Raw genomic sequence first — 13,388 nt, forward strand, 5'->3', positions numbered from 1 at the left:
CTCACGGCACCACGACGACCCGGCGCACGGGGCTGGCGGGGCTGTTGCCGGCGGCGTTCGTCGAGTAGACGCGGAAGTCGTAGGTGCCCGGCGCCAGGCCGCGGTAGGTCAGGTGGCGCTGGGTGGCGGGCACGGACCAGTACTTGTCGCCGCGCTGCACGACGTACCCCGTGATCGCGCCGCCGTTGGTGGCCGGCATCGCCCACGACACGGTGACGTCGCGACCCTTGGCGGTCACGGCGGGCATCCCGACCGCGCTGGGCGGCGCGACGGTGACGGCCTGCGTGCGCACCTCGCTGGGCACCGACGAGCCGACGGCGTTGGTCGCGGTGACGGTGAACGAGTAGGTGCCCCGCGGCAGGTCGCGGAAGGTGATCCGGTCCAGCTCCGCCGGCACGGCCCACGCACGGCCGTCGCGGTGCACGACGTACCCGGTCACGGGCTCGCCGTTCGCGTCCGGCGGCAGCCACGCGACGACGACGTCGTCGCCGGTGGCGCGGGAGTACGGCGTGGCGACCTGCGCGGGCGGGCCGGCCGGCACGACGCCGGCGGACGCCTCCGACGGCTCGCTGTCCCCGATGCGGTTGCTCGCGGCGACGCGGAAGGTCCAGGTGGTGCCGTTGGTGAGGCCCGGCACGACGACGCTGGTCGCGTCGGCCGCGGCCCGGGCGCGCACCTCGGCGCCGCCGTCGGCGGGGGTGGCGACGACGACGTACCCCGTCAGCGGCTCCCCGCCGTCGCCGGCCGGCGCGGTCCACGTGACGGTGGCGGAGCGGTCGCCCCGCACGGCAGCGACCCCGCTGGGGGCGTCCGGCACGGTCGAGACGCAGCGGTAGTCGCGGTCGTTGACCTCCACGACGGAGGCGCCGGGGCGGGCCGGCAGGCAGGCGTCGCCGTCGACCTGGACGGTCTGGCCCGAGGGCAGGAAGCGGAGCACGGCGCCGTCGGCCGGGCGGGCGTACGTGGCGGTGTAGCTGTCGTAGGCGAGCCCCGTGACGCCGGTCAGCGGCGCGCAGCCGACGAGGTCGCACGAGGACAGCGGGATGAGCCCGCCGCCGGCAGCGCGGGCGACGCGGCCGGTGACGGTGCCGTCGAGCACCCGCACGAACGTGCCGTCGGCGGGCACGGCGGCGACGTGGCCGCCCCACGGCTGGGCAGCGACGCCGCGGTTGGTGAGGGCGGCGCGGTCGATGCGCACGGCCGGCCGCGGGCCGCCGTACGGCGCCCAGCTCTCGACGGGGAACGCCGCGCCGCCGGCGAAGACGGAGACGCCGCCGGTGGGCACGACGACGAAGGTGCCGTCGGCGGGGGTGGCGCGCAGGTGCGCGTGGTTGCGGTCGGCGCGCGCCGCGTCGTCGATCACGGTCGCGGCGACGTCGACGGGCGCCTGGGCGGGGTCCTCGAGCGCGGCGGTGGTGGGCAGGTGCAGAGGGGCGCCGCCCGCGACGCGGTAGAGGCGCCCGTCGGTGACGGTGCGCAGGACGGTGCCGTCGGCGGGGTACGCCGCCATGCGGTCCCACTCCCCGCCCGTGCCGGCCCGGTCGATCGCGGCGTCGTCGACGGCGGTGGTGGGCTGCACCCCGCCGTACGGGGCCCACGAGTCGACCCACTGCGGCGAGCCGCCCGCGACGCGGAAGACGCCGCCGGTGGAGCGGCCGATGAGGAAGGTGCCGTCGACGGGGGTGCGGCGCAGGAACGAGAAGCCGCCCGCGCCGCCCGCGTCGTCCAGCGCCCGCTCGCCGACGAAGACCCGCTTCACGGCGCCGGTGCCGCCCCAGGGGGCGAGCGAGCTGACGAAGAGCGGGGCGCCGCCGGCCACGACGTAGGTGCGGCCGCTGCGGGCGGCGACGAGGAAGGTGCCGTCGAGCGGCGCAGGGCGCAGGTGGTCGTAGACGTGGTCGGTGCCGACGCGGTCGATCGCCCGGTCGTCGACGTCGACGACGGGCCCGTCGGGGGCGATGTCGGGCACGTGGACGGGGGCGCCGCCCGCGATGCGGAAGACGCGGCCCGAGGGCAGGCCGCGGATCCAGGTGTCGTCGACGGGGTAGCGGCGCAGCGTGCCCCACTGGGCGGCGTCGTAGGTCTCGGTGGGCTGGGCGCCGCCGAAGGCCGCCCAGTTGGAGACGTGGAGCGGGGCCCCGCCGGCGATGCGGTAGGTGTGGCCGCCGTACGCGACGAAGTCGCCCTCGGCGACCGGGTCGGTGGCGACGTGGGCGAGCTCGGCGGCGTCGCAGCGGGCGTTGCTCGCGGTGGGCAGCGCCGTCGACATCATCGCGATCGGCGTGTCGGCGGGCAGCACGGCGTAGGTGTCGAAGGCCGCCCAGCAGCCCTTCTGGAAGTCGGTGTGGGTGTGGATGCCGCTCTCCGTGCACACGCGCCACGACGAGGAGTAGGGCCAGCCGTCGGCGGTGCCGTCGCCGCAGCGAGAGTCGTCGCGCTTGCCGGTCGGCAGGAACCCGATGGTGGTGCCGGGCGGGAACGCGGGCGTGCTCGTGGTGACCTGCAGGTTCGCGAGGTGGCCGTAGCGGATCTGGCCGACCGCCGTGCCGCCGACGCGCACGTCGAGGGTGACCATCTGCCCGGCGCCGTTGTTGTTGGAGTCGACGCGCGCGACCTTGAGGCTCACCGGTCCGTCGAACGACTTCATCTGCGGCTTCACCGCGGCCCCCGGCCCCTTGTGGAGGTCCCACGAGAAGCCGCCGAGCAGGCGCGGGGTGTGGTCGGCGGGACGGACGAGGCCGGTGCGGCCGCCGTTGTCGAACGGCATGTAGATGGCCACGCGCGTGCCGCCGGCGGCCGCCGTCTGCTCGGCCCCGCCCTCGGGCTCGGGGCTCAGCGGGTTGCCGCCGGTGACCAGCGCGAGGGTGACGACGACGAGCGCCAGGCCCGCCAGCAGGGCGGCGGCGCGACGGGTCGCGGTACGGCGGACGCGGCCCGCGGAGCGGGTGCGCGCCGGTTCGGTCGGCGACACGGGCTCGTGGTCGTTGACTGGCACAAGACCGCAATGTATGTGGCGAATGGTGCTCGTGGGGAGGATGGGGCGAATTTCGCCGGAATCGCACAGCACAGCGCGACGCCGGCTGCGAGGATCGGCCGTTCGTCACAGGAGGAGGTACGGCGGTGCTGCTGCTGGTCCGGGCAGGTCAGGCGGAGGTCGCGGAGACGCTCGACCGCGCGCGCGTCGAGGGGGGCGTCGGCCCGACGGGCGCCGGGGGCTGGACGCCGGCGTGGTGCGCCCACGGTGCGCTGGAGCTGTTCGCGGCGCGCACCGACGTCGTCGGGTTCTGGGACTCCTTCGAGGAGCGTGACCCCGACGACGTGCGGTCCCGGGGCAGCCGGTGGGGGTCGCGGTGGCGGGGCGGGAGCGGTGACGCCGGTGACGGGGGCGGTGAGGAGGACGAGGACGTCGAGGCCGGTCTGGTCGCGGTTGTCGCCGGCCCGGCGGGTCGCGCGACGTACCGCACCGACGGCGAGCGCACCTCGGGCGACGTGCTCGCCGTCGCGGAGGCGCTGGTCGGGCTCTTCGGCGTGCGCGCGGAGCCGCCGGTGCGACCGATGCCGGTGCCGTTGACGCCGCGGGAGGAGCGGAAGATCGCCCGGTGGGAGGCGCGGCGGGCGCGTCGCTACCCGCAGCCCCCGGCGCCGGACCCGCGCACCGACCCCACCGGGGCTGTGGTGGCCGCGTTCGGTCGCAGCCTGGGGTGGCTGGACGAGCTCGTCGAGGCGCTCGAGGAGCTGCTCGAGCTGCCCGCGCTCGAGCCGGCGCCGATCGAGCGCGTCGTGGTGCTCCGCAGCGGTGACGAGGTCGGGGCGCGGATGGGCGCGCGGATCGCGGCGAACATCACCGGGCCGGTGCGCATCACGCCGGTCGGGCTCGGCTGGCAGGTGCTCGAGCCGACGACGACCACGGAGGTCGACGAGCTCTTCACCGCGCTGACGCAGGTCGTCGCGGCGGCAGGACCGCGCCGTACGCCGGTGCTCGCCCTGTGGCGCGGTGCCGACGGCTCCTGTGGGGTCGACGTGGCGCACGGCGACCGCGCGTCCGCGCGTTCCGGCTGGGGGACGGGCTGGCGCGGGGTCGGGCCCAGGGACACCGAGACGGCCGACGAGGTGGCGGCGTTCCTCGCCTACCAGGTCGCGGGGGAGGACGCCGACCGCGTCGACCTGGTCGCGCTCCGGGCGCTGACGCGTGCCGAGACGCGCAGCGGCGACCCGCTGGTGGAGCTCGTCGACCTGCTCGGCCTGCCCCCGCGGGGCCTGGCGATCCTGGACCGCACGGTCGCCCCGGATCCGGACGCCGAGGTCGTCACCGCCGCGGGGTTCTGGCGCACGTGGCGCGAGGCGGTGCGGGACGACGCGGGTTACCGGCCGGTCGCGCCCCGCCCGCTGCGGGTGCTCGGCGCGTGGGCCACCGTCGTGCTCGCCCTCGTGCTGACCCTGATCGCGGCGCTGGCGGGCGCGACGGCGGTGGGCGTCGGCGGTGAGGCGGGCGTGACCGCGGGGGACTGGTTCTTCTTCTTCCTCGTCCTGCTGATCACGGTGGTGATGGCGATGTCGGCGAAGCGGCGCTTCAGCCGGCTCCGGCGTACCTGACGGGCGGCCGGAGCGGGAGGTAGGTCAAGCGGTCGGTCGGGCGTCCCGGTCGGACGGGGCGATCGTCGTGAGCGCGCGGCGCATGGCGACGACGAGGCTGCCTGCGGCGAAGTACTCCGCCTCGGTCTCGCGGCGCATCACCTGGATGTCGGTGGCCAGCTGCTCGAGGGTCGAGCGGGCGGTCGCGTGCTCGTCGGGGTCGGCATGGGCGTCGTCGACGGAGCGGAGGGCGGCGGCCAGCGCGGTGAGGGCGCGGGCGGCGCCGGGGCGCAGCTCGGGGCCGAGCACGACGTGCTCGTTGTCGGCGTGCTCGTTCTCGGCGAGCAGCTCGGTGACGCCCTCGACCTGGAAGGCGAGGTTGTCGAGGGCGCGGCCCTGGTCGAGGGTGCGCTCGGCGCTGGTGCGCCAGCGGGGGGCGCGCCAGTTGGCCTGCTGGGCGTCGGTGGCGCGGGCGACGAGGTCCTGCATGCGGCGGGTCTGCTGGCTGAGGTCGCGCCGGCGGCTCGCCCACTCCTCGGGGCGGGGCAGCGGCTCCTGGCTGAGCCCGTCGGCGAGGTCGTCGAGCTGGCCGGCGAGCTCGGTGCGCAGCGCGTCCTGCGCCGCCGCGGTGGAGACGAGCGGCAGCTGGGGGAACGCGGCGTTGACGATGACGCCGATGGCCGCGCCGACGGTGGTGAGGCCGAGGTAGCCGACCACGTAGTGCCACGGGTCGTCCCGCCCGATGATGAGCACGAAGAGGGCCGAGATCGGCACCCAGCTGGCCATCGTGCCGAGCCGCGGCCACGAGGTGAGCAGGCTGCCGACGCCGACGACGAGGGCCAGCCCGAGCACGCCGGGGAGGTCGCTGAGCATCGCTGCGGCGGCCAGCGTGGCGCCGAGGGCGATGGCGAGCACCGACTGCACGGTGGCGCGCACCGACTGGGCCACGGTGGTGGACACCGAGACGACGGCTCCGAGCGGCGCGTAGTAGGCGTAGTCGTCGGCCACGTCGCCCCACGGCTGCACCACGAGCCAGGCGACCACCGCCGCGACGGCGGCCTTGGCCGCGACGGTGAGGGCGGGGTGGTGGGCGAGGAAGCGCGTCAGCGCGCGGCGGGGCTCGAGGTCGTGCACGCGGACCAGTCTCCCGTGCGGGCGTCCACACACCCCGTACGGCGGGTGGCGCGGGTCTCCGCAGCCGCTGCCCGAGGCCGTGGCGACTACCGCGGCGCTCGGTCGAACACGTGCATCGTGACGTCCTCCCACGGGACCGCCCCGGCGAACCCCGGCGCGGCGTCACCCTGCAGACCGAGCACCGTCCGCAGGGCCGCGTTGCACAGGTCGAGCCAGTTGTCGGCGCTGACGGGCACGTCGGCCTCGAAGGGGTCGGGCGTCCCGTGGTCGCGCACGACGCCGGCCACGGCGTTGACGGAGAGGCACCGGGTCAGCTCGCCCGAGCGCCAGCGGCCGTAGGCGAACATGTCGTTGACCGAGGCAGCGGTGAGCAGCCGCACGTCCGGCCACTCCGTGAGCTTGCGGTATCGCGCGTGGAGGATGCCGGGGTCGTAGAGGTGAGCGTCCCGGGTCGCGACGAGCACCCCGGAGTCGAAAACCCCGACCACCGGCGTCCCCCGGGGAGGGAAGGCGGTCTCGAGCAGCGGTCGGCTTTCCGTCGGCTGGTGGGGCGTGCGGGGGAACAGGCGCTGCACCACGGCGGCGGCGTCCGCCTCGGCCCCCGCCGAGGGGCGCGACAGGTCGAGGACGCCGTCGCGCGAGAGGGCGAGGAGCGAGAAGCTGAGACCCATGGCGGGATCCTAGGTACGGCGGGTAGCCCGGGTCTCCGCGTTCGCCGCCGCGGGGCGACCGGCGCTGCTACGTTCCCGGCACATCGAGCCGACCGACGGGGGAACGTCATGGGGTGGAGTGCGCGAGCGGGTGCGGTCGTGGCCGCGGTGGTGACGCTGCTGGTCGGCGCGGCCGGCGGGCAGGCGCAGGCGGCGCCGGGGGAGCGGTTCGTGCAGGACGACCACGGGGACGTGGGGCGAGACTGGATGGCTCACGGCCCGGCGTTCACGCCGCTGGTGCCGCTGGGCTCGGCGGACGTCAACTGGGTGCGGACGAGGCCGCGCGGCGACGACCTGCAGTTCGAGTTCACGGTGGCGGACGTGTTCGTGCACGCTCGCGAGCAGGTGCGCCGCGGTGACCAGCGGCGGCTGCGGCTCGCGCAGCAGCGGTTCTACGTCGGCTACGAGGGCGTCGGCGTTTACGTGCACGTGGACAGCGCCGGCACGGGGTTCCGCGTGGTCGGCACGACGAGCGGGGGGGGACGACCCGACTCTGCTCTATCCCGACGGCACGCCGTGCGAGCGCAACGGCACGGTGGCCTGGTCGCGCATCCACGACCTCGTGGCCGTCACGGTCCCCCTCGACTGCGTGGACCCCGAGGACCCGACTGGAGGCCTGGCCGTCCTGTCGCAGTTGCACCTCAGCCAGGTGACCGCGGACGGCGCGCGCGAGACCAGCAGGTCCTACCGCCTGTACTCCGACCTCGTGATGACGATCTGACCCGTGCGCCTCAGGGCGCGGTGTCGTCGAACCCCGAGCGGTTCATCGTGGTGGTCGAGAACTGACTGACCTCCCACGGCGCGGTCTCGCCGCCGGTCCACCGCGCCGTGCACGTGTAGCTGCCGTCGCCCACGTCGTCGGGTTGGCCCTGCAGCCCGAACGAGCCGTCCACGGTGGCCGCGTCGCCGTCCCTGTGCACGCTCTCCGGCACGTTGAACCGCAGGTCGTCCTCGGTCGTCTCCTGCAGGGCCGCCTCGCAGGCGAGGCGGGCCCCGTGGTCGGTGGGCGGCCCGTCGCGGTCGATGAAGAGGTAGCCGGCCGCGAGCGCGAACACCCCGACCCCCGTCGCGAGGGTGGCGAGGGGTACGGCGCGGCGCACCCACCTGCGGCGCGGGCCGGTCACCGCGTGGTCGCCTCGGCGCTGGGCGAGGGGCGGTGGCGGGCGATGACCGTGGGCTCCGTTGGCAGGTCGTTCGCGATCGCGGAGGTGCCTACCGACCAGCCGCCGTCGGTCCCGGTCCAGTGGGCGGCGCAGTAGTACTCGCCGTCGTGGCTCGGATCGGCGGCCCGGTTGGTGAAGGTCCCGCTGACCGTGACGTAGTCGTCCTCCGCGGTGACCGTGGGTGAGGCGTCGAACTGCACGAGGTGGCCCAGCCGGCCCTGGACGTACGCGTGGCACGCCACGCGTGCCCCGTCCGTCGACGGGCGATGACCGAGGTCGAGCGTCAGGTGGGCGAGCGCGGCGACGAAGACCACCGCGGCGGCACCGAGGGCCGCGAACGGTGCGGCACGCCGCAACCAGGTACGGCGTCCCCCTGGCCGCTCGCTCATGGCTCTACCGCGCGTCGAGTTGTCACGGGGGTGAGCATGCCTGACTCCGGCGGGCAAAACCTGTGGATGAGTGGTTGCGAGCGTCTGGGGGCCTGGATTGCAATAGGTGGCGGATTCGTGGACGACCTCTACTCGGGATGAGGGCTCTTTCATGTCGATCGCCGACGCGCGTTCTCGTGCGCCCGGGCACCGGGCGGTGCCGACCGGCGCGCCGGTGGCTGCTGCCCCGGCGGCCGTGGTGGACGCCCTGGACGCGCGGGTGCGTGAGGTGGTGCGGGCGCAAGGGGTGGACCCGCAGCGTGACGTGGCCGCGGTGCGGCGGATCGCGGAGGACGCGGCGCGGGAGCACGACGACCTGTCCATGACCGGTGCGGTGGCGAAGCTGGTGGACCCGGTCGCGGTGGTCGCGGAGGTGGTGGCGCGGGTGGCGGGCTTCGGTCCGTTGCAGCCGCTGCTGGACGACCCGTCGGTGGAGGAGATCTGGATCAACGACCCCTCGCGGGTGTTCGTGGCGCGCAACGGGCGCCACGAGCTGACGAACCTGATGCTGACGCAGGCCCAGGTCGCTGACCTTGTGGAGCGGATGCTGAAGACGAGCGGTCGGCGCCTGGACGTGTCGAGCCCGTTCGTGGACGCGATGCTGCCCGACGGGCACCGGTTGCACGTGGTGCTCGAGGGCATCACGCGGGGGTTCACGGCGGTGAACATCCGCAAGTTCGTGCTCAAGGCGGCCGGGTTGAACGACCTGGTCGAGCTGCGGTCGATGACACCGCAGGCCGCCGCTTTCCTCACCGCCGCCGTGCGGGCGGGGCTCAACGTGCTGGTCGCGGGGGGCACCCAGGCGGGGAAGACGACCATGTTGAACTGCCTGGCCGCGGCCATCCCGGGCGGTGACCGCGTGGTGTCGGCCGAGGAGGTCTTCGAGCTGCGCTTCCCCCACCCCGACTGGGTCGCCATGCAGACGCGCCAGGCCGGGCTCGAGGGCACGGGGGAGGTGCCGCTGCGCGCGCTGGTGAAGGAAGCGCTGCGGATGCGTCCCTCGCGGGTGATCGTGGGGGAGGTGCGCTCGGAGGAGTGCCTCGACCTGCTCCTCGCGCTCAACTCCGGCCTCCCGGGCATGTGCACGCTGCACGCCAACAGTGCCCGCGAGGCGCTGGTGAAGATGTGCACCCTGCCGCTGCTGGCGGGCGAGAACGTGTCGGCCAAGTTCGTCGTGCCGACCGTCGCGGCCTCGGTCGACATCGTCGTCCACCTCGGCATCGACGCCGGCGGGGTGCGCCGGGTGAACGAGATCGTCGGCGTGCCGGGCCGCGTCGAGAACGACGTCATCGAGGTCGAGCCGCTCTTCGTGCGGCAGTCGGGTGAGCTGCGTCGTACCCACGGCATGCCGCCCCGCATCGAGGCCTTCGAGCGCACCGGCATCGACGTCCACGGCATCCTGCAGGCGGGCTGAGCGGTGGGCGCGGTCGTCGGGCTGGGGGTGGGGCTGGGGCTCCTCCTCGTGTGGTCGGCGTTCTTCGTACCCCGCACGCCGCGTTCCGCCGAGCGCGGCCCCGGCGCTCTCGCCCGCCTCCTCGGGCGCGCCGGTCTCACCAGCGTGTCGCCCGCCAGCTTCGTCGCCCTGTGCGCGCTCTGCGGCACCGCGGCGGCCGTGGTCCTGCAGGCCGTGTCACGCACGCCCCCGATCGCGCTCGTCTTCGGCGTGCTGGCGGCGTACCTCCCGTACGCCCTCGTCAGCGCCCGCGCCCGCACGCGCCAGGCGGAGTTCGCGGACGTCTGGCCCGACGCCGTCGACAACCTCGCCTCCGCGGTGCGCGCCGGGCTCTCGCTGCCCGACGCCGTCGCCGGGCTGGGGGAGCGGGGGCCCGAGGCACTCCGGCCCGCCTTCGCGGCGTTCGCGCTCGACTACCAGGTGACCGGCCGCTTCTCCGACTGCCTCGACCGGCTCAAGGAGCGGCTGGCCGACCCCGTCGGCGACCGCGTCGTCGAGGGGCTCCGCATCGCTCGCGAGGTGGGCGGCGGGGAGCTGGGCCGCCTGCTGCGCAACCTGTCGGGCTACCTGCGCGACGACGCCCGGCTGCGCTCGGAGATGCAGTCGCGTCAGGCGTGGACCGTCAACGGCGCGCGGCTCGCGGTCGCCGCGCCCTGGCTGGTGCTGCTGATGATGTCGTTCCAGGGCGAGGTCATCCGCCGCTACGCCACCCCCACGGGTACGGCGATCCTTGTCGCCGGCGCGGCCGTGTGCGTCGTGGCCTACCGCCTCATGATGCGCATCGGGCGGCTGCCGACCGAGCGGCGGATCCTCCGGTGAGCCCGGCGCTGTGGGGGGCGCTGCTCGGCGCGACGGTGGCGTGCGGCGTGCTGCTGGTCGCCGCGCGGGTGCGGGCCGTCCGGCGCCCGTCGCTCGCGCTGCGGGTCGCGCCGTTCGTGCGCGACGTCCCCCGCCTGTCGGGAGCCGCGCCGGGGCGGGCCTCGCTTCCCGCCGCCGGTGCCGGGTCCGGCGGCCCGTTGGCCGCGGCCTCGGGCGTCTTCGGGCCGCTGCTGCGCAGCGCCGCCGACGGGGTGGAGAAGGTGCTCGGCGGCGCCACGTCGGTACGCCGGCGCCTCACCCGCGCGGGCATCGACCGGTCTGTCCACGAGTTCCGCATCGAGCAGGTCACCTGGGGCCTCGCCGCCTTCGCGGCCGCTGCCGTCTGGGGCGCCGTCCGCACCCTCGCCGACCCCGGTACGGCGGTCAGCGCCGTCGTGTTCTGCCTCTTCGCCTTCGTCGGCGGCGTCCTGGCACGCGACCAGCACCTGACGTCGCAGGTGCGGCGCCGGGAGCGCCGCATCATCGAGGAGTTCCCCACCGTCGCCGAGCTCCTCGCGCTCGCCGTCGCCGCGGGCGAGGGCCCGGTCGCGGCGCTGGAGCGCGTCGTACGGCGCAGCGGCGGCGAGCTGTCCCGCGAGCTCGCCGGGGTGCTCGCCGCCGTGCGCACGGGCGAGCCGGTCGCCGACGCGTTCGACCGGATGGCCGCCACGACCGGGCTGCCGCTCGTGGCTCGCTTCGCCTCCGGCATCGCCGTCGCGGTCGAGCGGGGCACCCCGCTCTCCGACGTGCTGCACGCCCAGGCCGCCGACGTGCGCGACGCCGGACGCCGCGAGCTCATCGAGTCCGCGGCCCGCCGCGAGGTCTTCATGATGGTGCCGGTCGTCTTCCTGGTGCTCCCCGTCGTGGTGCTCTTCGCCTTTTACCCCGGGGTCATCGGGCTCCGGCTGGTGGCGCCGTGAGCACTCCCCGTCCTGCCCCCGTCCGACCACCCAAGGAGTGACATGTCCATCTCGGGATTCATCGGCCTGCTCGCCCGCGTGCGCGCAGCCGTGCTGCTGCTGACCGGCGGTGCGGCGCGCCGTACCCAACGCGGGGACGTGCCCGGCTGGGTCATGGTCACCGTGATGACCGCCGGTCTGGTCTACGCGATCTGGACCTTCGCCGGCCCCGAGCTCAACGCAATGCTGTCGCGGGCGCTCGGCTCGGTCAGTGGCCTGGGCTGACCGCCCTCGCCGGCCGCGGACCGCGCGCCGGTCGCGGCGGCGCGACCAGCGGGGATCGGCCGTCGTCGACTTCGTGCTCGTGCTCGTCGTGCTGCTGCCCCTGTTCGCCGGGATCGCCCAGGTCGCCCTGGTCCTGCACGTGCGCAACACCCTGACGTCGGCAGCCTCGGAAGGCGCGCGGCACGCGGCGGCGTACGACCGGTCGCTGACCGACGGCGAGCGCCGCACGCGCGAGGAAATCGAGCGCGCGGTGGCGTCGCGCTTCGCGCAGGGCATCCGGGTCGAGGAACGCCCCGTCGAGGGCAGGCCCGGCGTGCGGGTGACCGTCGAGGCGACCGTCCCCGCGCTCGGGCTCGGCGGCCCCGGCATCGAGCTGCGGGTCCAGGGGCACGCGATCGAGGAGGCGCCGTGACGGCGGGTGGGCCCCGGTCCCGGCGGGTGCGGGACCAGCGCGGCAGCGCCGTCATCGAGCTGACGTGGCTCGGCATCATCCTGCTCGTCCCGGTCGTCTACATCGTGCTCGCGGTCTTCGACGTGCAGCGCGGGGCGTTCGCGGTGACGTCGGCGTCGCGCACCGCCGCCCGCGCCTACGCGCTCTCCGACGACCACGCCTCCGGGCAGGCCGCGGCGGACGCGGCCGCGCGACTGGCGTTCTCCGACCAGGGCATCGAGGAGCCCGTCGGGGTGAAGGTCACCTGCAGCGCACCCGACGGTGAGGCGCGCCGTACCGGCCCCGCCGCGTGCCGGCTGCCGGGCGCCATCATCACGGTCGTGGTCGACTCGGCCGTCGAGCTGCCCTACCTGCCCGACGTGCTCGGGGGCGGCGCGCCGACGTTCGCGCTGGAGGCGACGCACTCGGTGCCCTACGGCCAGTTCCGGGAGGCGTCGTGAGCGCGCGGCGGGCCCGGCGCGACCAGCAGGGTCAGACGACGCTGATGATCGTCGGGTTCGCGGGGGTGCTGTTCATGCTGCTGGCCGTGGTGGTGGACGCGTCGGCCGCGTACCTGCAGCGGCAGGGCCTCGCGACGGTCGCGGACGGTGCCGCGCTGGCGGGCGCGGACGCGGGGGCGCTGGGCGGGGAGGCGTACACGGGCGGGTTCCGCGACGACCGCCGCGCGATACAGACGGAGGAGGCCGCCGAGGCGGCGGTGGCGTCGTACCTGCAGGAGATCGGTGCGCACGACCGCTGGCCGGGGCTGGGCTTCGACGTGGTCGTCGACGGCGGCACCGTCGAGGTGCGGGTCGACGCGCCGCTCGACCTGCCGCTCCAGCTCCCCCGCGGCCCGGGCGAGGCCACCGTCGCGGCGACGGGCACGGCGGCGCTGCAGCTCGGTTGACCGCCGGCGGTCGGGTACCAGTCCTTCATGTGGTTCGACTCCTGGTCCCAGGTCCTCCGCGTGGTCCTCGTCGGCGCCGCCGCCTACGGCGGCCTCGTCCTCCTCCTGCGCGTGTCGGGCAAGCGCACGCTGGCGAAGCTGAACGCCTACGACCTCGTGGTGACCGTGGCCCTCGGGTCGATCCTCGCGACCGTCCTGCTGAACACCGCCGTGTCGTGGTCGGAGGGCCTGACGGCGATGGCGGTGCTGGTCGTCCTCCAGCTCGTCGTCGCCGCGATCGCCGCCTGGGTGCCCGGGGGACACGCGCTCGCGACGGCGCGTCCCACGGTGCTGCTGCGGGACGGGCAGGTCGACGAGTCGGCGCTGCGGCGCAGCCGGGTGGCGCGCCAGGAGGTCTCGCAGGCGGTGCGGAGCAGCGGGCAGGGCGACCTGTCCGCTGTCGCCGCCGTCGTGCTGGAGACCGACGGCACCCTCAGCGTCGTGCCCGCGTCCGCCATCGGCGACGGCTCGGCTCTGCCCGACGCGCCCGCCGGCGGCTAGCGTCGGCCC

Annotated in this window: 15 protein-coding genes; 10 read left to right on the forward strand and 5 right to left on the reverse strand. The window is 75.4% G+C overall.

What is annotated here, in order from left to right:
- Position 1: 1 nt before the first annotated feature.
- Complete coding sequence (locus ACOACO_RS07605; RefSeq protein WP_420295633.1) at positions 2 to 2,971, reverse strand: fibronectin type III domain-containing protein; 2,970 nt, start codon at positions 2,969 to 2,971, stop codon at positions 2 to 4.
- A gap of 149 nt (positions 2,972 to 3,120) precedes the next feature.
- Between ACOACO_RS07605 and ACOACO_RS07610 the strand changes: the two genes are divergently transcribed.
- On the forward strand, positions 3,121 to 4,593 hold the full coding sequence (locus ACOACO_RS07610) for a hypothetical protein (RefSeq protein ID WP_420295634.1): 1,473 nt from the start codon (positions 3,121 to 3,123) through the stop codon (positions 4,591 to 4,593).
- A gap of 24 nt (positions 4,594 to 4,617) precedes the next feature.
- Here the strand turns inward: ACOACO_RS07610 and ACOACO_RS07615 are convergent, their stop codons facing one another.
- Positions 4,618 to 5,706, reverse strand: a complete 1,089-nt coding sequence (locus ACOACO_RS07615; protein WP_420295635.1) for an FUSC family protein — start codon at positions 5,704 to 5,706, stop codon at positions 4,618 to 4,620.
- A gap of 86 nt (positions 5,707 to 5,792) precedes the next feature.
- On the reverse strand, positions 5,793 to 6,377 hold the full coding sequence (locus ACOACO_RS07620; RefSeq protein ID WP_420295636.1) for a DUF6928 family protein: 585 nt from the start codon (positions 6,375 to 6,377) through the stop codon (positions 5,793 to 5,795).
- 574 nt (positions 6,378 to 6,951) lie between these two features.
- Here ACOACO_RS07620 and ACOACO_RS07625 point away from each other — a divergent pair.
- The gene (locus ACOACO_RS07625; protein ID WP_420295637.1) at positions 6,952 to 7,137 is read left to right on the forward strand and encodes a hypothetical protein; all 186 of its coding nucleotides are present in this window, start codon (positions 6,952 to 6,954) and stop codon (positions 7,135 to 7,137) included.
- Between the two features lie 10 nt (positions 7,138 to 7,147).
- On the opposite strand, the gene ACOACO_RS07630 is transcribed toward ACOACO_RS07625, so the two are convergent.
- A complete protein-coding gene (locus tag ACOACO_RS07630) occupies positions 7,148 to 7,540 on the reverse strand; it encodes a hypothetical protein (protein ID WP_420295638.1) in 393 nt (130 codons plus the stop codon).
- Entirely contained in the window at positions 7,537 to 7,968 is a 432-nt protein-coding gene (locus ACOACO_RS07635; RefSeq protein ID WP_420295639.1) for a hypothetical protein, read from the reverse strand. Before ACOACO_RS07635 ends, ACOACO_RS07630 begins: the two co-directional genes overlap by 4 nt.
- A 151-nt stretch (positions 7,969 to 8,119) precedes the next feature.
- On the opposite strand from ACOACO_RS07635, the gene ACOACO_RS07640 reads away from it, so the two are divergent.
- The 8 genes from ACOACO_RS07640 to ACOACO_RS07675 are packed head-to-tail and all read left to right on the forward strand — an operon-like array spanning position 8,120 to position 13,379.
- Positions 8,120 to 9,421, forward strand: a complete 1,302-nt coding sequence (locus ACOACO_RS07640) for a CpaF family protein (RefSeq protein ID WP_420295640.1) — start codon at positions 8,120 to 8,122, stop codon at positions 9,419 to 9,421.
- Positions 9,422 to 9,424: 3 nt separating this feature from the next.
- Positions 9,425 to 10,279: a type II secretion system F family protein gene (locus ACOACO_RS07645; protein ID WP_420295641.1), complete on the forward strand. Its 855-nt coding sequence runs from the start codon at positions 9,425 to 9,427 to the stop codon at positions 10,277 to 10,279.
- A complete protein-coding gene (locus tag ACOACO_RS07650; protein WP_420295642.1) occupies positions 10,276 to 11,238 on the forward strand; it encodes a type II secretion system F family protein in 963 nt (320 codons plus the stop codon). Before ACOACO_RS07645 ends, ACOACO_RS07650 begins: the two co-directional genes overlap by 4 nt.
- Before the next feature lie 42 nt (positions 11,239 to 11,280).
- Positions 11,281 to 11,502 carry a hypothetical protein gene (locus ACOACO_RS07655; protein WP_420295643.1) on the forward strand — a complete coding sequence of 74 codons (222 nt, stop codon included), beginning with the start codon at positions 11,281 to 11,283 and terminating at the stop codon, positions 11,500 to 11,502.
- Positions 11,489 to 11,914: a TadE/TadG family type IV pilus assembly protein gene (locus tag ACOACO_RS07660; RefSeq protein WP_420295644.1), complete on the forward strand. Its 426-nt coding sequence runs from the start codon at positions 11,489 to 11,491 to the stop codon at positions 11,912 to 11,914. The genes ACOACO_RS07655 and ACOACO_RS07660 overlap by 14 nt, the downstream gene beginning before the upstream one ends.
- A complete protein-coding gene (locus tag ACOACO_RS07665) occupies positions 11,911 to 12,393 on the forward strand; it encodes a hypothetical protein (protein WP_420295645.1) in 483 nt (160 codons plus the stop codon). The genes ACOACO_RS07660 and ACOACO_RS07665 overlap by 4 nt, the downstream gene beginning before the upstream one ends.
- Positions 12,390 to 12,839: a pilus assembly protein TadG-related protein gene (locus ACOACO_RS07670; protein ID WP_420295646.1), complete on the forward strand. Its 450-nt coding sequence runs from the start codon at positions 12,390 to 12,392 to the stop codon at positions 12,837 to 12,839. The genes ACOACO_RS07665 and ACOACO_RS07670 overlap by 4 nt, the downstream gene beginning before the upstream one ends.
- A gap of 27 nt (positions 12,840 to 12,866) precedes the next feature.
- Complete coding sequence (locus ACOACO_RS07675) at positions 12,867 to 13,379, forward strand: DUF421 domain-containing protein (RefSeq protein ID WP_420295647.1); 513 nt, start codon at positions 12,867 to 12,869, stop codon at positions 13,377 to 13,379.
- The last annotated feature ends 9 nt before the right edge of the window (positions 13,380 to 13,388 follow it).

Source organism: Nocardioides sp. CPCC 205120, from assembly GCF_048654585.1.
Lineage (GTDB): Bacteria > Actinomycetota > Actinomycetes > Propionibacteriales > Nocardioidaceae > Nocardioides.